We start from the raw sequence: 19372 nt of genomic DNA on the forward strand, positions 1-19372 counted from the left end.
ATGCCCACCACTGCATCCGCAGCACCCGCATTTGCCGACGTAACGACGTCCGACAGTGCGCTGCGCCGCTTCCTCCACGGGCTGCCCGGCGTCGACGCCGTCGGCCTGGAGGCGCGCGCCGCGTCCCTCGGTACCCGCTCGATCAAGACCACGGCGAAGGCGTACGCCATCGACCTGGCCATCTCCATGATCGACCTGACGACGCTCGAAGGCGCGGACACCCCGGGCAAGGTCCGGGCGCTCGCCGCCAAGGCCGTCAACCCCGACCCGTCCGACCGCACGACCCCGACGACCGCCGCGGTCTGTGTCTACCCCGACATGGTGGCCACGGCGAAGGAGGCCCTGAAGGGCTCCGGCGTCAAGGTCGCCTCCGTCGCCACGGCCTTCCCGGCCGGCCGCGCCGCCCTCCCCGTGAAGCTCGCGGACACCCGTGACGCCGTCGCGGCGGGCGCCGACGAGATCGACATGGTGATCGACCGCGGCGCGTTCCTGGCGGGGAACTACATGAAGGTCTACGAAGAGATCCGGGCGGTGAAGGAGGCCTCCGGCGAGGCCCGCCTCAAGGTCATCTTCGAGACCGGCGAGCTGTCCACGTACGACAACATCCGCCGCGCCTCCTGGCTCGGCATGATGGCGGGCGCGGACTTCATCAAGACCTCGACCGGCAAGGTCGCGGTCAACGCCACCCCGGCCAACACGCTCCTGATGCTGGAGGCCGTGCGCGACTTCCGCGAGCAGACCGGTGTCCAGATCGGTGTGAAGCCGGCGGGCGGCATCCGCAACACCAAGGAAGCCATCAAGTTCCTGGTCCTGGTCAACGAGACCGTCGGCGAGGACTGGCTGGACAACCACTGGTTCCGCTTCGGTGCCTCCAGCCTGCTCAACGACCTGCTCATGCAGCGTCAGAAGCTGGCGACCGGCCGCTACTCCGGCCCCGATTACGTGACGGTGGACTGATCATCATGGCATCTGTATTCGAGTACGCACCGGCGCCCGAGTCCCGGTCCGTCGTCGACATCGCCCCCTCGTACGGCCTGTTCATCGACGGCGAGTTCGTCGACGCCGCCGACGGCAAGGTCTTCAAGACCGTCTCCCCCGCCACCGAGGAGGTCCTCGCCGAGGTCGCCCAGGCGGGCGCGGAGGACGTCGACCGCGCGGTGAAGGCGGCCCGCAAGGCCTTCGAGAAGTGGTCGGCGCTGCCCGGCTCCGAGCGCGCCAAGTACCTCTTCCGCATCGCCCGGATCATCCAGGAGCGCAGCCGCGAGCTGGCCGTCCTGGAGACCCTGGACAACGGAAAGCCGATCAAGGAGACCCGCGACGCGGACCTCCCGCTGGTCGCCGCGCACTTCTTCTACTACGCGGGCTGGGCCGACAAGCTCGACCACGCGGGCTACGGCGCGAACCCGCGCCCGCTCGGCGTGGCCGGCCAGGTCATCCCGTGGAACTTCCCGCTGCTCATGCTGGCGTGGAAGATCGCCCCGGCGCTCGCGACCGGCAACACGGTCGTTCTGAAGCCCGCCGAGACGACCCCGCTCTCCGCCCTGTTCTTCGCGGACATCTGCCGCCAGGCCGGGCTGCCGAAGGGTGTCGTCAACATCCTTCCCGGTTACGGGGAGACGGGCGCCGCTCTGGTCGAACACCCCGACGTGAACAAGGTCGCCTTCACCGGCTCGACCGCGGTCGGCAAGGCCATCGCCCGCTCGATCGCCGGCACCGACAAGAAGGTCACCCTGGAGCTGGGCGGCAAGGGCGCCAACATCGTCTTCGACGACGCCCCCATCGACCAGGCCGTCGAGGGCATCGTCAACGGCATCTTCTTCAACCAGGGCCAGGTCTGCTGCGCGGGCTCGCGCCTCCTGGTCCAGGAGTCGGTCCAGGACGAGCTGCTCGACAGTCTGAAGCGGCGGCTCTCCACCCTCCGCCTCGGCGACCCACTGGACAAGAACACGGACATCGGCGCCATCAACTCGGCCGAGCAGCTGTCCCGTATCCACGCGCTGGTGGAGAAGGGCGAGTCGGAGGGCGCCGAGCGCTGGTCCCCGGCCTGCGAGCTGCCGTCCGCCGGCTACTGGTTCGCCCCGACGCTCTTCACGAACGTCACGCAGGCGCACACCGTCGCCCGCGACGAGATCTTCGGCCCGGTCCTGTCCGTGCTGACCTTCCGTACGCCGGACGAGGCGGTCGCCAAGGCCAACAACAGCCAGTACGGCCTGTCGGCCGGCATCTGGACGGAGAAGGGCTCGCGGATCCTCGCCGTGGCCAACAAGCTCCGGGCCGGTGTCGTCTGGGCCAACACGTTCAACAAGTTCGACCCGACCTCGCCCTTCGGCGGCTACAAGGAGTCGGGCTTCGGCCGCGAGGGCGGTCGCCACGGCCTGGAGGCGTACCTCGATGTCTGACCGTCTTTCCGTCTTCAAGACCTACAAGCTGTACGTGGGCGGGAAGTTCCCGCGTTCCGAGAGCGGTCGGGTGTACGAAGTGCAGGACAGCAAGGGCAAGTGGCTGGCCAACGCTCCCCTCTCCTCCCGCAAGGACGCCCGTGACGCGGTCGTCGCCGCGCGCAAGGCGTTCGGCGGCTGGGCGGGCGCCACGGCGTACAACCGCGGTCAGATCCTCTACCGCATCGCGGAGATGCTGGAGGGCCGCCGGGACCAGTTCGTGGCCGAGGTGGCGGACGCGGAGGGCCTGTCGAAGTCCAAGGCCGCCGCGGTCGTGGACGCGGCGATCGACCGCTGGGTCTGGTACGCGGGCTGGACCGACAAGATCGCCCAGATCGTGGGCGGTGCGAACCCGGTCGCGGGCCCGTACTTCAATCTGTCGACCCCCGAGCCCACGGGCGTCGTGACGGTCGTGGCCCCGCAGGACTCGTCCTTCCTCGGCCTGATCTCCGTCATCGCCCCGGTGATCGCGACGGGCAACACGGTCGTGGTGATCGCCTCGGAGAAGGCGCCGCTGCCGGCCCTGTCCCTGGGCGAGGTGCTGGCCACCTCCGACCTGCCGGGCGGTGTCGTCAACATCCTGTCCGGCAAGGCCTCGGAGATGGGCCCGCACCTGGCGTCCCACCAGGACGTCAACGCGATCGACCTGACGGGCGCGGACGCGGATCTGGCGCGCGAGCTGGAGATCGCGGCGGCGGACAACCTCAAGCGCGTCCTGCGCCCGCGCGCGGTGGACTTCACGGAGTCCCCGGGCACGGACCGCCTGACGGCCTTCCTGGAGACGAAGACCGTCTGGCACCCCACGGGTTCCCTGGGCGCGAGCGGCTCGGCGTACTAGCACCATGACGAACGGCCCCCGGGGTACCCGGGGGCCGTTCGTCATGCCCGCCCGTCAATCCCCGCCGCGCTCCACCAGCCCGGCCACCCCGTCCAGTACGCACTCCAGGCCCGTCTCGAACTGCCACGCCGCGTCGTCCTTGCGCGCGGCGCCCCGCGTGTAGCGCCGGTACGTCGGGTACCTCCCCGTCTCCATCAGGTACGACATCTGCGGCGCGAGCGCCCGCCGTGTCTCGTCGGGGCTCTCCCAGCCCTGTTCCCGCATGTACTGCGCCAGGGCCACCTCGGCCTGCGTCGCCCCCTGCACGTAGCTGCTGACCGCGCGGAACGCGGCCATCATCGTGTCGACGTCGAGGCCCTGCCCGTCCAGTGAGGCCAGTTGGCGTTCCGCCGCGGCCATACGGTTCGGCGTGAGCGCGAAGAGCGGCATGGGCAGCTGGGCCAGCCAGGGATGCCGCACCATCATCGTGCGGGTCCGCACCGCGTACGCGCGCAGGGTCTCCCGCCAGCTCTCGGGCTGCTCCGCCGGCTCCATCTCGGCCGACACCCGGTCGACCATCAGCGCCCACAGGTCGTCCTTGCCGGAGACATGCCGGTAGGCCGCCATGGGCGCCACACCCAGCTCGGTCGCGATCCGCCGCATGGTGACGGCCGCGAACCCCTCGCGATCGGCCAGGTCGACGGCGACCTCGGCGATCCGCTGCGGAGTCAGGGACGCGCGCGGCGCGGCCTGCGGCCGTTCCAGCCGCTCCCACAGCGAGACCTCTTCCGTCTCGTTCTCTTTCGCCACGACGGCCTCCCTCTCCTCGCGTACAGCGTATGCCTGGTAGACGGCGTACACACTCGCGTGTACGTTGTACACCCAGAAGATACGCCGTACACATTCACCCATCGGGGGACCCATGCACCCGCTCCACGTCGCCGTCGTCCAGGGCTCCACCCGCGACGGCCGCCTCGGCCCCGTCGTCGCGAACTGGCTGCTCTCGCACGCCGCGAACCGCCCCGACATGACCGTCGACCTCATCGACCTCGCCGAGACCCCGCTGCCCGCCGTCTTCCCACAGCTCGGCCAGGCCCCGGCCGCCGCGGAGGACCGCGCGCTCCTCGCCGCCGTCTCCCCGCGCCTCGCCGCCGCCGACGCCTTCGTCGTCGTCACGCCCGAGTACAACCACAGCTATCCCGCCTCCCTGAAGAACGCCATCGACTGGCACAACAGGGAGTGGCACGCCAAGCCCGTCGGCTTCGTCGCGTACGGCGGCTTCTCCGGCGGCCTGCGCGCGGTCGAGCATCTGCGGGGAGTCTTCGCCGAGCTGCACGCCGTCACCATCCGCGAGGCCGTCGGACTCCAGGGCGTCTGGGGGCAGTTCGACCAGGAAGGCAAGGCCACCGACCCCGCGGCCGACGCCGCCGCCACCTCGATGCTCGACCAACTCGCCTGGTGGGCCGAGGCCCTGCGCGAGGCCCGCGCCAAGAAGCCCTACGCGGCCTGAACCATGACGACACCCCACGAGACCGAAGCGCGCATCCCCTACCTGGGGATCACCGGGCTGATGCTCGGCATCGTCCTCGCCACCCTCGACGGCACCATCGTCGGCACCGCGCTGCCCACGATCGTCGGCGAGCTCGGCGGCCTCGACCACCTCTCCTGGGTGGTCACCTCCTACCTCCTCACCACCGCCGTCGCGACCCCTCTCTGGGGCAAGATCGGCGATCTGTACGGCCGTAAGGGCAGCTACCTCGCCTCCGTCGCCGTCTTCCTCCTCGGCTCGGTGCTCTCCGGGCTCGCCCAGAGCATGGGGCAGCTCATCGCGTTCCGGGCGCTCCAGGGCATCGGCGCGGGCGGTCTGATGGTGGGCGCCTTCGCGCTCATCGGAGTGCTCGTGGCACCCCGCGACAGCGCCAAGGTGCAGTCGATCAGCGCCGCGATGCTGCCGGTCGCGTTCGTCGGCGGCCCGCTGCTCGGCGGCCTCCTCACCGACCACCTCGACTGGCGCTGGGCCTTCTACGTCAACGTGCCCGTCGGCCTCGCCGCCCTGCTCATCGTCGGAATCGGCATCCACGTGCGCACCGAGCGGATCCGCGCCCGCGTCGACTGGCCCGGCGCCCTGCTGCTCACCCTCGCCATCCTCGCCCTGACCCTCCTCGCGAGCTGGGCCGGCACCACCTACGCCTGGACCTCCCCGCAGATCCTCGGCCTGGCTGTCGTCTCGGCCGCCGCCCTCGCCCTGTTCGTACGGGTCGAGCGGCGGGCCGAGGAGCCGGTCATCCCGCCCCGCCTCTTCCGCAGCCGCAACTTCGCCCTCGCCCAGCTCCTCGGCTTCCTCGTCGGCGCGGGGATGCTCGCGGCGATGAACTATCTGCCGCAGTACCTGCAGTTCGCGCGCGGCCAGTCGTCCACGGCGAGCGGGATGCTCCTGCTGCCGCTGATGCTGGGGATGCTCGTCGTACAACTGGCGACCGGCCGCGCCATCGGCCGCACCGGCCGCTACCGCGCCTATCCGATCCTCGGCGGCGCGCTGATGACCGTCGGCGCGCTCGCCCTGCTCACGCTCGACGTCGACACCCCGACCGCCGTCGCCTCCGCGCTCACGCTCGTCATCGGGGCGGGTATGGGGTTCCTGATGCAGTCGACGCTGCTGATCACCATGAGCAGCGCCGATCCGCGCGACATGGGCGCGGCCGGCGGGACGGTCACCCTCGTCCGTACGATCGGCGGCTCGCTCGGCGTCGCGATGCTGGGCGCGGTCTTCACCGCCCGCCTCGCCGGCGCGGACACCCGGCTGACCCCGGCGCAGCTGAAGGAGCTTCCCACGCCCGTACGGGAGGGGTTCGCGGCGGCGGTGACGAACGGGCTGCACGGGGTGCTCCTGGGCACGGCCGCGCTGGCCGCGCTCGCCCTCGCCGCGTCGTGGTTCGTACGGGAGATCCCTCTCCCCACACGCCAGGGAGCGTCGGGGGACCCCCGGCGGACCGCGCCGGGAGCCGCTCCCGACACGGGTTCCGAGGCGGCCCCCGCCACCGCTACGTCGCCGGAAGCGCCCCCGTCACCTCACCGACCAACGGCAGATCGTCCAGCCCCCCGCCCTTCGTGACGTGGTCCGTCACCAGGTTGGTGCCCACGGGCTTGAAGTCGGCGACCTGGGTGCCGACCCCGTTGTCCAGCGGGTCGACGCCGGTGTTCGCCAGCGGGTCGAGCTGGAGGCTCGTCAGCGGGCCGACGGCGTGGCCGGTGGCCCCGAGGGCCGCGACCGCGTCGCTGCCGACGAGCGAGTCGACCGGCAGCGGCAGCGGGGCAGCCGCCTGGGCGCCCCCGGCGCCCAGGCCGAGCACCGCCGCCCCGGCCGCCGTCGCGGTCAGCCCGGCCTTCAGCAGGGCGCCGCGGCGGGAGGTCCTGGATTGCTTGTGACGCGCCATGAGAGTCCTTCAGCGTTGGGTAATCGCGGAGGCACCGAGCGTAGTTGAGGTGTGATGCTCGATACCAACCCTCGCCCTCGGGGGTCCCCTGCCCGGGGGAATGCTTCACACTGGTGTCCCGTGAGTTCCCTACCGATCCCGACCCGTGTCGTCCTGCTCGCGGGCCCCTCAGGCTCCGGCAAGTCGTCCCTCGCCGCCGTCACCGGCCTCCCGGTCCTGCGCCTCGACGACTTCTACAAGGAGGCCGACGACCCGACGCTCCCGCTGGTCGCGGGCAGCGCCGACATCGACTGGGACTCCCCGCGATCCTGGGACGCCGACGCCGCCGTCGAGGCGATCGCGGAACTGTGCCGTACGGGCCGTACGGACGTCCCCGTGTACGACCTCGCCACCAGCTCGCGCGTGGACCGCGAAGCCCTCGACATCGGCCGGACACCGCTGTTCGTCGCGGAGGGGATCTTCGCCGCGGACATCGTGGAGCGCTGCCAGGACCTCGGAGTCCTCGCCGACGCGCTGTGTCTGCGCGGCCGCCCCTCGACGACGTTCCGCCGCCGGCTCCTCCGGGACCTCAAGGAGGGCCGCAAGTCGGTCCCGTTCCTGCTGCGCCGCGGCTGGCGCCTGATGCGCTCCGAGCGCGCCATCGTGGCCCGCCAGACGGAGCTGGGCGCCCACCCCTGCGCCAAGGACGAGGCCCTGGGCCGCCTGGCGGCGGCAGCGGCCGGCCGTCACAGGACACCGGCGGCACGTTCGTAACGCCGGTCGGGACAACGAGAAACGCGGGTCGTACAAGCCCCCCCGGCTTGTCCGACCCGCGCTGTTTCCCCCGTACCCCCGTACGTCTCCCCGTGTTTCCCCCGTTGCCCCCCGCTGCCTTCAGGCCACCAGCTCGCCGAAGGACTCCTCCTCGTCACGGCCGAAGCTCAGGACCTCGTCCTCGCGCAGCCGGCGCAGGGAGCGCCAGATGCTCGACTTCACCGTGCCGACACTGATGTCCAGGATCTCCGCGATCTCCGGATCCGTACGGCCCTCGTAGTAGCGCAGCACCAGCATCGTGCGCTGGAGCTCGGGCAGCCGGGCCAGGGCCTGCCACAGCACCGCCCGCAGCTCGGTCCCCCGCATCGCGTCCGTGTCGCCCGCCGTCTCCGGCAGCTCCTCGGTGGGGTACTCGTTGAGCTTGCGCCGGCGCCAGGCGCTGATGTGCAGATTCGTCATGGTGCGACGCAGATAGCCGCCCACCGCCGCCTTGTCGCTGATCCGGTCCCAGGCGCGGTACGTCGAGAACAGCGCGCTCTGGAGCAGGTCCTCCGCCTCGAAACGGTCACCGGTCAGGTGGTAGGCGGTGGCGTACAGGGAGGCGCGACGCTCCTGGACGTAGGCGGTGAACTCCGCCTCCGACAGAGACTGTCGCTCCCCCGTGACCTCCCCGTACGCCGCTCCCCCGTCAGCCACGGCGACCATGTACGGCGCCTTGTGCTGACGCCCGACGCTGCGAACGCACCCCCGCCCGTTCACCGCGCCGGACTTCTCCGGGCTCCGCACGACGACATCGTGGAGACGCGTGACTACTGCGCTCGAGGTGGTGCTGTGCAGTGCGTTCATCTCGCGCCCCCCGTCGGTTGGAGTGGGTTTCTGTCCGTGTGCCAAGAAGCTTGCCCGGCCCAGTTCATCGCGGTGTCCGCCGACTGTCACAGCCGTGTCACAGGGGCCGATGCCGCCGCACAGTCGAACTCCGATGGCTCATGGGACAGAATGGCGTCCGTGCCTTTCCTGTTGCTGATCGAGGACGACGACGCCATCCGCACGGCCCTCGAGCTCTCCCTGTCACGCCAGGGCCACCGAGTGGCCACCGCGGCGACGGGCGAGGACGGCCTGAAACTGCTCCGCGAGCAGCGTCCGGACCTGGTCGTCCTGGACGTCATGCTGCCCGGGATCGACGGCTTCGAGGTGTGCCGGCGCATCCGGCGCACCGACCAGCTGCCGATCATCCTGCTGACCGCCCGGAGCGACGACATCGACGTGGTCGTCGGCCTGGAGTCCGGAGCGGACGACTATGTCGTCAAGCCGGTCCAGGGGCGGGTCCTCGACGCCCGGATCCGGGCCGTACTGCGGCGCGGGGAGCGGGAGTCCACGGACTCGGCGACGTTCGGCTCGCTCGTCATCGACCGTTCGGCGATGACGGTGACGAAGAACGGCGAGGATCTCCAGCTCACGCCGACCGAACTGCGACTGCTGCTGGAGCTGAGCCGGCGGCCCGGACAGGCCCTGTCGCGCCAGCAGTTGCTGCGCCTGGTCTGGGAGCACGACTACCTGGGCGATTCGCGTCTGGTCGACGCCTGCGTGCAGCGGCTGCGTGCCAAGGTGGAGGACGTCCCGTCCTCGCCGACCCTGATCCGTACCGTACGCGGCGTCGGCTACAGACTGGACGTCCCTGCGTGAGAAGAGGGATGTTCGCGGGGCTGCGCTTCACCAGCCTGCGGCTGCGGCTGGTCGTCGTCTTCGCCCTCGTGGCGCTGACGGCCGCCGTCTCCGCCTCCGGGATCGCGTACTGGCTGAATCGCGAGGCGGTCCTGACCCGCACCCAGGACGGCGCGCTGAACGACTTCCGGCAGGAGATGCAGAACCGGGCGGCGACGCTGCCGCTGCAGCCCACCGAGGAGGACCTGCGGCGCACGGCCGAGCAGATGGCGGGCGGCAGCTCGGGCTACAGCGTGCTGCTGCTCGGGGAGCGGGCGGCGGGCAAGCCGATCATCGGGGCCTCGAACCCGGACACCTTCACGCTGGCCGACGTACCGGACGCGCTGCGGGACCAGGTGGAGACCGAGCAGCCCCTCACGGACGGCAACGCCTTTCCGTACCACCTGTTCTGGCAGCGCACACAGCGAGGTCAGACGCCGTACCTGGTCGGCGGGGCGAAGGTCGACGGCGGCGGGCCCACCGGCTACATGTACAAGTCGCTGGACGCCGAGCGGGCGGACCTGAACTCGCTGGCCTGGTCGCTGGGGATCGCGACCGCTCTCGCGCTGGTCGGCTCCGCGCTGCTCGCGCAGGCCGCCGCCACGACCGTCCTGCGGCCGGTGCACCGGCTCGGAGAGGCGGCCCGGCAGCTGGGCGAGGGCAAGCTCGACACGCGGCTGCGGGTCTCGGGCACGGACGAACTGGCCGATCTGTCACGGACGTTCAACGGCGCCGCGGAGTCCCTGCAGAAGAAGGTCGACGACATGAGCGCACGGGAGGAGTCCAGCCGGCGCTTCGTCGCGGACATGTCCCACGAACTGCGCACCCCTCTGACCGCGCTGACCGCCGTCACCGAGGTCCTGGAGGACGAGCAGGACTCCCTCGACCCGATGATCGCGCCGGCCGTGGCGCTCGTGGTCAGCGAGACGCGGCGGCTGAACGACCTGGTGGAGAACCTGATGGAGGTGACCCGCTTCGACGCGGGCACCGCGCGGCTCGTCCTCGACGACGTCGATGTGGCCGACCAGGTCACCGCGTGCATCGACGCCCGGGCCTGGCTGGACGCCGTCGAGCTGGACGCCGAGCGCGGGATCGTGGCGCGGCTCGACCCGCGCCGGCTCGACGTGATCCTGGCGAACCTCATCGGCAACGCGCTCAAGCACGGCGGATCGCCGGTGCGGGTCGCGATCCGTACGGAGGACGGGGAGCTGGTGATCGAGGTACGGGACCACGGTCCGGGCATCCCTGAGGAGGTCCTGCCGCATGTCTTCGACCGCTTCTACAAGGCGAGCGCGTCCCGGCCGCGCTCGGAGGGCAGCGGTCTGGGTCTGTCGATCGCCATGGAGAACGCGCTGATCCACGGCGGTTCGATCACCGCCGCGAACTCACCGGACGGCGACGGCGCCGTGTTCGTCCTGCGCCTTCCGCAGGACGCCGATGCCGACGCGGACGCCGACGCGACCGACGGCGGCGAGCAGGGCGAGGTGGAGGAGAGTTGAGCCGTCTTCGCCGTACGGGATTCCTGGCGGCGGCCGTCGTGGCCGTCGTGCTCGCCTCCGGATGCGGGATCAGGACGACATCGGTGCCCGTGGACGCGGGGCCGGCGCCTTCACGGGTGCCGTGCAGCGTGTCGGGCGACGAGGTCGCCATGCAGTCCACGGGGATTCCGGTCCAGGTCTTCCTGCTGTGCGGTTCGCAGCTGGAGGCGGTGGACCGCAGGTCGCCGCTGCCCGAGGAGAAGGCCGACGGGGACCCGGTGCGGACCGCGTCGACGCTGCTCACGCAGCTGGTCAGTGAGCCGTCGGACAGCGAGCGGGAGGCCGGGTTCTCCACGGCGGTGAAGGGGCCGCTGGTCGTCAGCGGCGGTCACAAGGGCGATCCCACGGACACGCTGCGGCTGAGCAGGCAGCCGGAGGACCTGACGCCGACGGCCCTCGCGCAGATCGTCTGCACCTTCGCCCGGAGCTCGGCAGGCGCGGGCGGGGACACGGTGGTCCTCGGCGGACCCGGCGGCTATCCGCCGCACCGCTATCGGTGCACCCCCGAGCTGAGGGAACGCCCCGAGTCGGCCGCCCCGACGGTGGCGGCGCCGGAGCCGTCGGCGTCCTGAGGCGGGACGCCGCGGAGGCTCCGGACCTCGCGGGCCGGGACTCGCTCGTCTCCTGAAGTGAGCCGTCGCGTGGGCGGCGGAACCGATTCCGGCACGGGGCGCGTCTTGGGGGGCGTGCAGCGTCAAGGTTCGGGCGGCAGTGCCGCCATGGTCGTACGCGTGGCGGGGTTCGCCTTCCTCCTCGCGCATCTGCTCCTCGTCGCCTGGGTGACACTCCGCCCACGCGACGTGGCCTGGGTGACCGCGCCGAACCTGACCCCACTCGCCGGGATCAAGGCGGATCTGGCGTTCGGCCCGGCCGAGGCGGCCCGGCGGATCGGCGAGGGACTGCTGCTCCTGGCCCCGCTCGGTGTCCTGCTCCCGATGGCGGACGGACGGCTCCATGTGTCGCCGCTGGCCTCCCTGGCCCGTACCGTCGCCGCCGGAGCGCTGATCTCCCTCGCCGTCGAACTGCTCCAGACCGCCGTGCCGGGGCAGGTCGTGGACGTGGACTCCCTGCTCCTGAACACCGTCGGGGTGGCGGTGGCCCATCTGCTCGTGGTGCCGGCGGGCCGGGCGCGGCTGCGTCGCAGGAGGGCCCCCCGGGCGGGCCGGTCCCCCTCCGGGACCAGGCGGAACCGGGGTTCGGCCCTGCTGCGGGATGAGGGTTCTCAGGGGGCTACCCCGACGATTCCCAGGGTCGGGATCGCCCCGTAGACCGACGCTTTGTCCCCCCGTCCGGCGCGAGTATGGAGTCATCGGGAGCCCGACGGAGCGGCTCCCGGGAGATGCCTCTCGAAGGAGCCCACCATGGCCGCACTTGCCCGCCCCCGTGACGGACGCATGATCGGCGGAGTGTGCGCAGCGCTGGCACGGCGCTTCGGCACCTCGGCCACCACCATGCGGGTCATCTTCCTCGTCTCGTGTCTGCTGCCCGGTCCGCAGTTCCTGCTGTACCTGGCGCTGTGGCTGCTGCTGCCGGAGGAGAAGTCGGCGAGCACGGCCTGGTAGGGGCACAGGACGCACAGACGCCGATGGGGCGCGTACCCGGTCCGGGTGCGCGCCCCATCGGCGTGTGGGGTGGTGTGTGTGATCAGCCGATCGGCAGGCCGTTCAGCGGCAGGCCGCCGAGCAGGCCACCGACCGGGGTGTTGCCGAGCGCGCCGGTGGCGCTGTCGAGCGGGGCGTGCTCGACGGCCTGGCCGGCAGCGGCCGGGAGGGTCTTGGCGCCCTCGCCGAGGGAGGCCTGGCCGCCCAGGAGGGACTCGCCGGCGCCGTCGGGGAGCTCGGTGAGGCCCTCGCCCAGCGGCACGGTCTGGGTGACCAGACCGAGCGCGTCGGGGGCGGCGGGCAGCGGCGATGCGGCGGCGGCCGTGCCGGCGGCGGCAGCGGCGAAAGCGGCACCGAGAGCGGCGACACCGAGCGTCTTGGCGGCAGACTGCTTCATCAGAGAATCATCCTTGAGGATCTTGGGGATCTTGGAGCTTCGGGACAAGCAGGGTTTTGCGGGGACTGCAGAGCGGCTTTGCGAACCAGCCATTCACATGACACTCGACAAACACCGAAATGCGACCGGAGGTCACGCCTCCGGTCGCCCCGACTCCTCGTCCGGAGCCCTCCCTCGACCCGTCCTCACTCCGCCTGAGCGGAAGAACCACTGGTCGCAGCGGTCTGCTGGAACAGCCATTCGGACTTCAACTCGGCATATCCGGGCTTGATCACGTCATTGATCATCGCGAGGCGTTCATCGAAAGGAATGAACGCTGATTTCATCGCATTGACCGAGAACCACGCCATGTCGTCGAGCGTGTATCCGAACGCCTCGACCAGCAGCTCGAATTCCCGGCTCATGCTCGTCCCGCTCATGAGGCGGTTGTCGGTGTTGACGGTCGCCCGGAAGTGCAGCTTGCGGAGCAGACCGATGGGGTGCTCCGCGATGGAGTCCGCGGCTCCGGTCTGGAGGTTGGAGGTCGGGCACATCTCCAGCGGGATCCGCTTGTCCCGTACGTACGCGGCGAGCCGGCCGAGCGCCACCGAGCCGTCCTCGGCGACCTCGATGTCGTCGATGATGCGGACGCCGTGCCCCAGCCGGTCGGCGCCGCACCACTGCAGGGCCTGCCAGATGGACGGCAGACCGAAGGCCTCACCGGCGTGGATGGTGAAGTGGTTGTTCTCGCGCTTCAGATACTCGAAGGCGTCGAGGTGCCGGGTGGGCGGGTAACCGGCCTCGGCGCCCGCGATGTCGAAGCCGACGACACCGGAGTCGCGGTAGCGGTTGGCGAGTTCGGCGATCTCCAGGGCACGGGCGGCGTGCCGCATGGCGGTGAGCAGGGCGCCGACGCGGATGCGGTGGCCGCCGGCCCTGGCCCGCCGCTCGCCTTCGCGGAAGCCCTCGTTGACGGCCTCGACGACCTCCTCCAGGGTGAGCCCGGCCTCCAGATGCTGCTCGGGGGCGTAGCGCACCTCGGCGTAGACGACGCCGTCCTCGGCGAGGTCGACCGCGCACTCGGCGGCGACCCTGAAGAGGGCATCGCGGGTCTGCATGACGGCGCAGGTGTGCGCGAAGGTCTCCAGATACCGCTCCAGCGAGCCGGAGTCGGCGGCCTCACGGAACCAGATGCCGAGCTTGTCGGGTTCGGTCTCGGGGAGGTTGTCGTAGCCCTGCTCGAGGGCGAGGTCGATGATCGTGCCGGGGCGCAGTCCGCCGTCGAGGTGATCGTGGAGGAGCACCTTCGGGGCGCGGCGGATCTGGTCCGCGGTGGGGACGTTGGGGATCTGGCTCGTCATTGCCGCACTCTAGCCCCTACGCGCGTAGAGCGCCCCTCCTCAACCCGCTTGTCGATACGTAACAGTGACCGCGCGTACGGATGGCGTACACCTCGGCTTCTGAGACTGTTCTGCCATGGCGCACTCCGCACTCGTAGGGACTGCCGGCAGCCGGACACCCCGGCTCGGACGGCCCGTCGGCGCATCGCACCCCGGTTCGGCGGTGGGCGGTGTGGTCCTGCTTCTCCCGGACGGGGAGGTGACCTCCGCGCGGGGGGCCTCGGTGCGGGCCCATGCGGCGCTGCTGCCGCTGGGGCGGCGACTGGCCGCGGCGGGGCGCGCCGACGGTCTCGTGGTGCACGTGGTGCGCTACCGGGGGCGCGGCTGGAACGGTACGGACGCCCAGTTGGCCGGGGACGCGTCCTGGGCGGTGGCGGAGGCGGTACGGCGCTACGGCGACGTCCCGGTCTGTCTCGCGGGCCACGGGATGGGAGCCCGAGCCGCGCTGCGGGCGGCCGGGCACACGGCGGTCGACGCGGTGCTCGCGCTGGCGCCCTGGCTGCCGGAGGACGACGTGGCGGCGGAGCCGGAGCCGGTGCGCCAGTTGGTGGGTCGCCGGGTGCTGATCGCGCACGGAACGAACGACGCCCGGACGGATCCGGAGCTGTCGTACCGGCTCGCGGAGCGGGCGAAGAAGTCGAACCGCGACACCTGCCGCTTCGAGGTGCACTCGGACGGCCATGCGCTGCGCCAGTACCACGACGAAATCCGGGCCCTGGCCGCGGACTTCGTCCTCGGCTCGCTCTTCACCCACCCCTATGCCCGCCCGGTCGCCGACGCCCTGGCGGCCCCGCCTCCGCTGGGTCTGCGGATGCCCCTGGCGGCGGGCTTCGGCCGCGGGCCGCGCCGGTAGGGGGTCACTCCGGCAGCAGGCTGCCCCGTTTGCTCAGCAGGAACTTCTTGAAGGCCGCCACCGGCGCCGTGTCCGGGTGGCCGTCGAGCCAGGCGACGCCGATCTCGCGGACGGCGCGCGGGGCCGTCACCGTGAGTTCGACGACGCCGGGACGCGGAACGGCAGGCGGCGGCAGCAGGGCGACGCCGAGGCCGGCCGCGACCAGGCCGCGCAGGGTCTCGGCCTCCTCGCCCTCGAAGGCGACGCGCGGGGTGAACCCGGCCTCGGCGCACAGATCGTCGGTGATGCGGCGCAGCCCGTAGCCGGGCTCCAGGGTCACGAAGGTCTCCTCGGCGGCCTCCGCGAGCCGTACCCGCTTGCGCGAGGCGAGCCGGTGGTCGTCGGGGACCACGAGTCGCAGGCGCTGCTCGTCGATGCGACGGGCGACCAGATCCGGGGCGTCGGGCACGGGCGAGGTCAGGCACAGGTCCAGGTCCCCGGCCCGCAGCCGCTCGATCATCGCCTCGCCGTAGTTCTGGACGAGGGTGAAGCGGATCCGGGGGTGGTCGACACGGAAGGCGCGGATGAGTCCGGGAACGGTCTCCGAGCCCATGGTGTGCAGGAACCCGAAGGCGACCCGCCCCGCCGCCGGGTCCGCGTCCGCCCGTACGGAGTCGGCCGCCCGTTCCACCTCGGCGAGCGCCCGCTCGGCCGAAGCGTAGAAGGTGCGTCCGGCCGGGGTGAGCGAGACCGTGCGGCCCTTGCGGGCGAAGAGCGCCACCCCGAGGTCCTGCTCCAGCCGGACCATCGCCCGTGACAGCGTCGACTGCGGCACTCCCATCTCGGCCGCCGCCCTGGTCACATGCTCGTGCCGGGCCACCGCCGCGAAGTACGCGAGCCGAGGCGCGAGCAGCAGCCCCATGTCTTCTTCGTAACTACTCGGTGACAGTCGACCCTGTGACCTGTACTCATGCACCATGGGAACGATTACAGCAGTTCCGTGCATTGGACGCATGAAATGAATCGTCCTACGTTCGAGACATGCCTTCCGCCAGTACCAAGGCGGCCGCCACCAGCACGGCCGCCGACACCCGCCTCACTCCCGGTGCCTCCGGCTACCGCCGCATGAGCTTCGCCCTCTTCGCCGCCGGACTCGCCACCTTCGCTCTCCTCTACTCCACCCAGGCCCTCCTCCCCGCGATCTCGGCGGAGTTCGGCGCCACCGCCTCCGCGGCCTCCTGGACGGTCTCCGCCGCCACCGGCGCGCTCGCCCTTCTCGTCCTCCCGCTGAGCGCCCTCTCCGAGCGCCTCGGACGACGCACGATGATGACGTGGTCGCTCGCCGTCGCGGTGATCGTCGGACTCCTCGTCCCCTTCGCCCCGAACCTCGAGTGGCTGATCGCCCTGCGCGCGGTCCAGGGCGCGGCGCTCGCGGGTCTGCCCGCCTCCGCCATGGCGTTCCTCGCCGAGGAGGTGCGGCCGAAGGCGCTGGTCGCCGCGATCGGTCTCTTCGTCGCGGGCAACTCGATCGGTGGCATGAGCGGCCGGATCGTCACCGGCTGGGCGTCCCAGATGTGGGGCTGGCGCGCGGGGCTCCTCGCGGTCGGTCTGATGGCGGTGGCCTGCGCGGTCGTGTTCCGTCTGCTGCTCCCCAAGGCCCGTCACTTCACGCCCGGTTCACTGAACCCGAAGGCACTGGCGAAGACGGTCCGCACCCACCTCGCCGACCCGCTGCTGATGCGCCTGTACGCGATCGGCGCGCTGTTCATGACGGTGTTCGGCGCGGTGTACACCGTGATCGGCTACCGCCTGGTCGAGGCCCCGTTCTCGCTCCCGCAGGGCGTGGTCGGCTCGATCTTCCTGGTCTACCTCGTCGGTACGGTCTCCTCGGCCGCCGCCGGGAAGCTGGTCGGCCGCCTCGGCCGGCGCGGGGCGCTCTACCTGGCCGTCGGCACGACCGCGGCGGGCCTGCTGCTCTCGCTCGCCGACGACCTCGCCGCCGTCCTGCTCGGTCTGGTCCTGATCACGGCCGGCTTCTTCGCCGGACACGCGGTCGCCTCCTCCTCGGTGAGCCGTACGGCCAAGACCGGCCGCGCGCAGGCGTCGGCGCTCTACCAGTCCGCGTACTACCTGGGCAGCAGCGCGGGCGGCACGCTCGGCGCGATCGCCTTCCACTCCGGCGGCTGGGCCGGCACGGTCCTCCTCGGCCTGGTCGCGGTCCTCGGCGTCGTGTCGATCACGCTCTACGGCAGCCACAGCGCGCGGGTGGCGGCGCGCACCGAGGCCCGCTGCCCCCGGCTCCGTACAGCTCACTGAATCCGTCCCGGATCCGTACAACCGCCGCGCTCCCCCGATCGTCCTAAATCTTAGGACTCTAGGGGGAGTTGGTGATCATGAACCGGATTCAAGCGCGTGCCCTGGCCGCCCTCGGCATCACCTCCATGGTGGTGCCGTTGACGGTCGCTCTCGGCGCGGCACCGGCGCAGGCGGCCTCGTGCAACGTGACGACGGGGCCGTACCAGAAGCAGGTGGAGAAGTTCCTGGGGCGGACGGTGGACGGGCGGCAGTCGCTCGCCGACTGCAAGGCGATCCAGGCGTTCCAGCGCACGCACGGCATCACCCCGACACAGGGGTACGCCGGTCCGCTGACCTGGCGGACGATGTCCACGATGCTGGCGCAGAAGGCGGCCGGGAAGAACCCGAACGCGGCCAAGAAGTGCCCGACCAACAAGGGCCGGATCGCCTGTGTCGACCTGACGCGGCAGCTGACCTGGATCCAGGACGGCGCGAAGCTGAAGTACGGCCCGGTGCCCGTCCGTACGGGCAAGGACGGGACCGAGACCCGTACCGGCCTCAAGAGGATCTACTGGCGCAACATCAACCACTGGTCGACGATCTACCACGTGTCCATGCCGTACTCGCAGTTCTTCGACGGCGGGCAGGCGTTCCACTCCACCACCAAGTCCATGTGGAACCCGCCGGGTTCGGGCGGCTGCGTGAACATGCGTCCGGCCGATGCGAAGGCGTACTGGAACCTGCTGAGGAACGGCGACGACGTGTACGTCTACGGACGGAAGCCCGGAACCTGACCCCGGCTGTCAGTGGGCTGCGGTAGCTTCCCCTCATCGGCACAGCACCGGTGCCGGTGAGGGGCGAGTGGGGTGGACCTGCATGAGTGACCTGGCGACCGCGGACCGGAACTCCGAACTGGAGAAGTACCGCACGGAGCTGACCGGTTACTGCTACCGGATGCTCGGCTCCTCGTTCGAGGCCGAGGACGCCGTGCAGGACACGATGGTCCGCGCCTGGCGGTCCCTCGACTCCTTCGAGGGGCGATCGTCGCTGCGCTCCTGGCTGTACCGCATCGCGACCAACGTCTGCCTCGACTCGCTGAACGCGGGCAACAGGCGGGCCCGGCCGATGGATCTGACCGCCGCCACCCCGGTCGCGCAGGCGCAGCTGAACGCCCGGCCGGAGATCACCTGGCTGGAGCCGGTGCCGGACGGTCGGGTGCTTCCGTCGGTGGCCGACCCGGCGGACACGGCGGTGTCCCGCGAGACCGTACGGCTCGCTTTCGTCGCCGCGCTGCAGCACCTGCCGCCGAAGCAGCGCGCCGTGCTGATCCTGCGCGAGGTGCTGGCCTGGAAGGCGAGCGAGGTCGCGGAGCTGCTCGACACCACGGTCGCCTCGGTGAACAGCGCCCTCCAGCGGGCGCGCGCCACGATCGCGGAGAACGAGCCGACCGTCTCGGACACCGCGAACCCGTTGGACGAGGAGCAGAAGGAGCTCCTGGAGCGCTATGTCGCCGCCTTCGAGGGGTACGACATGAAGGCACTCACGGCGCTCCTGCACGAGGACGCGACGATGTCCATGCCGCCGTACGACCTGTGGCTGCGGGGACACGACGACATCGTGGGCTGGATGCTCGGGGTCGGCGAGGTCTGCTCGGGCTCGAAGCTGGTGCCGACCGTGGCGAACGGCTCGCCGGCGTTCGCGCAGTACCACCCGGACCCGGAGGGCGGTTACAGCCCGTGGGCGCTGATCGTCCTGGAGCTGAGGGACGGCAAGGTCGGCGGGATGGACTTCTTCCTGGACACCAAGCGGTGGTTCCCGCTCTTCGACCTGCCGGAGCGGCTGGAGGCGTAGGGACACCCCTACGGCCGAAGTGGCTCACAGCAGCGTGTCCGCGAGACCGACGAGCCCGAGGAGCAGCCGGAGCTCGGCACCGGCGCCCTGGAACCGGAGCCGGTGCCCGAGGCGCCCGGCGGCCAGCTTCAGCCGCGCCAGGGCGTTCACGGCCGCGAGATCGGCATGGGTGAGCCCGCCGACGTCACAGACCACGTCGGTGGGCGGCCACCGTTCCAGTACGGCGCACAGCCGGGCGATCTCGTCCGGGGTGGCCCGGGCGGCAAGGGTCAGAACGAGCGGTTGACTGGTGTCCACATCTGGGAGACCCCCGCCACGGTCGGAACTCATCGGAGC

At 71.2% G+C, this 19372-nt stretch carries 22 protein-coding genes; 15 read left to right on the forward strand and 7 right to left on the reverse strand.

The window, feature by feature from the left end; genetic code table 11:
• The 3 genes from deoC to ACFC0D_RS09310 are packed head-to-tail and all read left to right on the forward strand — an operon-like array spanning position 1 to position 3276.
• Positions 1-957, forward strand: a complete 957-nt coding sequence (gene deoC / locus ACFC0D_RS09300; protein ID WP_376432808.1) for a deoxyribose-phosphate aldolase — start codon at positions 1-3, stop codon at positions 955-957.
• Positions 958-962: 5 nt separating this feature from the next.
• Positions 963-2399, forward strand: a complete 1437-nt coding sequence (locus tag ACFC0D_RS09305; protein WP_376432811.1) for an aldehyde dehydrogenase family protein — start codon at positions 963-965, stop codon at positions 2397-2399.
• Positions 2392-3276, forward strand: a complete 885-nt coding sequence (locus ACFC0D_RS09310) for an aldehyde dehydrogenase family protein (protein ID WP_376432813.1) — start codon at positions 2392-2394, stop codon at positions 3274-3276. The genes ACFC0D_RS09305 and ACFC0D_RS09310 overlap by 8 nt, the downstream gene beginning before the upstream one ends.
• A 54-nt stretch (positions 3277-3330) precedes the next feature.
• On the opposite strand, the gene ACFC0D_RS09315 is transcribed toward ACFC0D_RS09310, so the two are convergent.
• On the reverse strand, positions 3331-4065 hold the full coding sequence (locus ACFC0D_RS09315; RefSeq protein WP_376432815.1) for a TetR/AcrR family transcriptional regulator: 735 nt from the start codon (positions 4063-4065) through the stop codon (positions 3331-3333).
• A 112-nt stretch (positions 4066-4177) separates the two neighbouring features.
• Between ACFC0D_RS09315 and ACFC0D_RS09320 the strand changes: the two genes are divergently transcribed.
• Together ACFC0D_RS09320 and ACFC0D_RS09325 are read left to right on the forward strand one after the other, a co-directional pair.
• Positions 4178-4765, forward strand: coding sequence for an NADPH-dependent FMN reductase (locus ACFC0D_RS09320; protein ID WP_376432817.1), 588 nt, complete (start codon positions 4178-4180; stop codon positions 4763-4765).
• 3 nt (positions 4766-4768) lie between these two features.
• On the forward strand, positions 4769-6367 hold the full coding sequence (locus tag ACFC0D_RS09325; protein ID WP_376432821.1) for an MDR family MFS transporter: 1599 nt from the start codon (positions 4769-4771) through the stop codon (positions 6365-6367).
• On the opposite strand, the gene ACFC0D_RS09330 is transcribed toward ACFC0D_RS09325, so the two are convergent.
• A complete protein-coding gene (locus ACFC0D_RS09330) occupies positions 6297-6689 on the reverse strand; it encodes a hypothetical protein (protein ID WP_376432823.1) in 393 nt (130 codons plus the stop codon). The two genes, ACFC0D_RS09325 and ACFC0D_RS09330, sit on opposite strands and share 71 nt — an antisense overlap.
• Before the next feature lie 54 nt (positions 6690-6743).
• Between ACFC0D_RS09330 and ACFC0D_RS09335 the strand changes: the two genes are divergently transcribed.
• Positions 6744-7442, forward strand: coding sequence for a uridine kinase (locus ACFC0D_RS09335; RefSeq protein ID WP_376432825.1), 699 nt, complete (start codon positions 6744-6746; stop codon positions 7440-7442).
• A gap of 120 nt (positions 7443-7562) precedes the next feature.
• Here the strand turns inward: ACFC0D_RS09335 and ACFC0D_RS09340 are convergent, their stop codons facing one another.
• A complete protein-coding gene (locus ACFC0D_RS09340) occupies positions 7563-8288 on the reverse strand; it encodes a SigE family RNA polymerase sigma factor (protein WP_329116813.1) in 726 nt (241 codons plus the stop codon).
• Between the two features lie 159 nt (positions 8289-8447).
• Between ACFC0D_RS09340 and afsQ1 the strand changes: the two genes are divergently transcribed.
• The 5 genes from afsQ1 to ACFC0D_RS09365 all read left to right on the forward strand — a co-directional run bounded on the left by afsQ1 (position 8448) and on the right by ACFC0D_RS09365 (position 12243).
• On the forward strand, positions 8448-9125 hold the full coding sequence (gene afsQ1 / locus ACFC0D_RS09345; RefSeq protein WP_175439295.1) for a two-component system response regulator AfsQ1: 678 nt from the start codon (positions 8448-8450) through the stop codon (positions 9123-9125).
• Positions 9126-9133: 8 nt separating this feature from the next.
• Positions 9134-10642: an ATP-binding protein gene (locus ACFC0D_RS09350; protein WP_376432917.1), complete on the forward strand. Its 1509-nt coding sequence runs from the start codon at positions 9134-9136 to the stop codon at positions 10640-10642.
• Positions 10639-11253 carry a hypothetical protein gene (locus tag ACFC0D_RS09355; RefSeq protein WP_376432828.1) on the forward strand — a complete coding sequence of 205 codons (615 nt, stop codon included), beginning with the start codon at positions 10639-10641 and terminating at the stop codon, positions 11251-11253. The genes ACFC0D_RS09350 and ACFC0D_RS09355 overlap by 4 nt, the downstream gene beginning before the upstream one ends.
• Before the next feature lie 147 nt (positions 11254-11400).
• On the forward strand, positions 11401-11949 hold the full coding sequence (locus tag ACFC0D_RS09360) for a VanZ family protein (RefSeq protein ID WP_376432830.1): 549 nt from the start codon (positions 11401-11403) through the stop codon (positions 11947-11949).
• 93 nt (positions 11950-12042) lie between these two features.
• Complete coding sequence (locus tag ACFC0D_RS09365; protein ID WP_329116821.1) at positions 12043-12243, forward strand: PspC domain-containing protein; 201 nt, start codon at positions 12043-12045, stop codon at positions 12241-12243.
• Positions 12244-12325: 82 nt separating this feature from the next.
• Here the strand turns inward: ACFC0D_RS09365 and ACFC0D_RS09370 are convergent, their stop codons facing one another.
• Entirely contained in the window at positions 12326-12679 is a 354-nt protein-coding gene (locus tag ACFC0D_RS09370) for a hypothetical protein (protein ID WP_376432832.1), read from the reverse strand.
• 185 nt (positions 12680-12864) lie between these two features.
• The gene (locus tag ACFC0D_RS09375) at positions 12865-14019 is read right to left on the reverse strand and encodes an adenosine deaminase (RefSeq protein ID WP_376432834.1); all 1155 of its coding nucleotides are present in this window, start codon (positions 14017-14019) and stop codon (positions 12865-12867) included.
• Between the two features lie 115 nt (positions 14020-14134).
• Between ACFC0D_RS09375 and ACFC0D_RS09380 the strand changes: the two genes are divergently transcribed.
• A complete protein-coding gene (locus tag ACFC0D_RS09380) occupies positions 14135-14911 on the forward strand; it encodes an alpha/beta hydrolase (protein ID WP_376432836.1) in 777 nt (258 codons plus the stop codon).
• Positions 14912-14915: 4 nt separating this feature from the next.
• Here the strand turns inward: ACFC0D_RS09380 and ACFC0D_RS09385 are convergent, their stop codons facing one another.
• Positions 14916-15869, reverse strand: coding sequence for a LysR family transcriptional regulator (locus ACFC0D_RS09385; RefSeq protein ID WP_329116829.1), 954 nt, complete (start codon positions 15867-15869; stop codon positions 14916-14918).
• Positions 15870-15931: 62 nt separating this feature from the next.
• On the opposite strand from ACFC0D_RS09385, the gene ACFC0D_RS09390 reads away from it, so the two are divergent.
• From ACFC0D_RS09390 to ACFC0D_RS09400, 3 genes are all read left to right on the forward strand, one after another.
• Entirely contained in the window at positions 15932-17206 is a 1275-nt protein-coding gene (locus ACFC0D_RS09390; RefSeq protein ID WP_376432840.1) for an MFS transporter, read from the forward strand.
• Positions 17207-17331: 125 nt separating this feature from the next.
• Positions 17332-17979 carry a L,D-transpeptidase family protein gene (locus tag ACFC0D_RS09395; protein ID WP_376432919.1) on the forward strand — a complete coding sequence of 216 codons (648 nt, stop codon included), beginning with the start codon at positions 17332-17334 and terminating at the stop codon, positions 17977-17979.
• A gap of 82 nt (positions 17980-18061) precedes the next feature.
• On the forward strand, positions 18062-19036 hold the full coding sequence (locus ACFC0D_RS09400; RefSeq protein WP_376432843.1) for a sigma-70 family RNA polymerase sigma factor: 975 nt from the start codon (positions 18062-18064) through the stop codon (positions 19034-19036).
• Positions 19037-19060: 24 nt separating this feature from the next.
• Here ACFC0D_RS09400 and ACFC0D_RS09405 read toward each other — a convergent pair whose 3' ends face one another.
• The gene (locus ACFC0D_RS09405) at positions 19061-19333 is read right to left on the reverse strand and encodes an STAS domain-containing protein (protein ID WP_376432845.1); all 273 of its coding nucleotides are present in this window, start codon (positions 19331-19333) and stop codon (positions 19061-19063) included.
• Between the last annotated feature and the right edge of the window lie 39 nt (positions 19334-19372).

Source organism: Streptomyces sp. NPDC056222 (assembly GCF_042264065.1).
Taxonomy (GTDB): Bacteria; Actinomycetota; Actinomycetes; order Streptomycetales; family Streptomycetaceae; genus Streptomyces.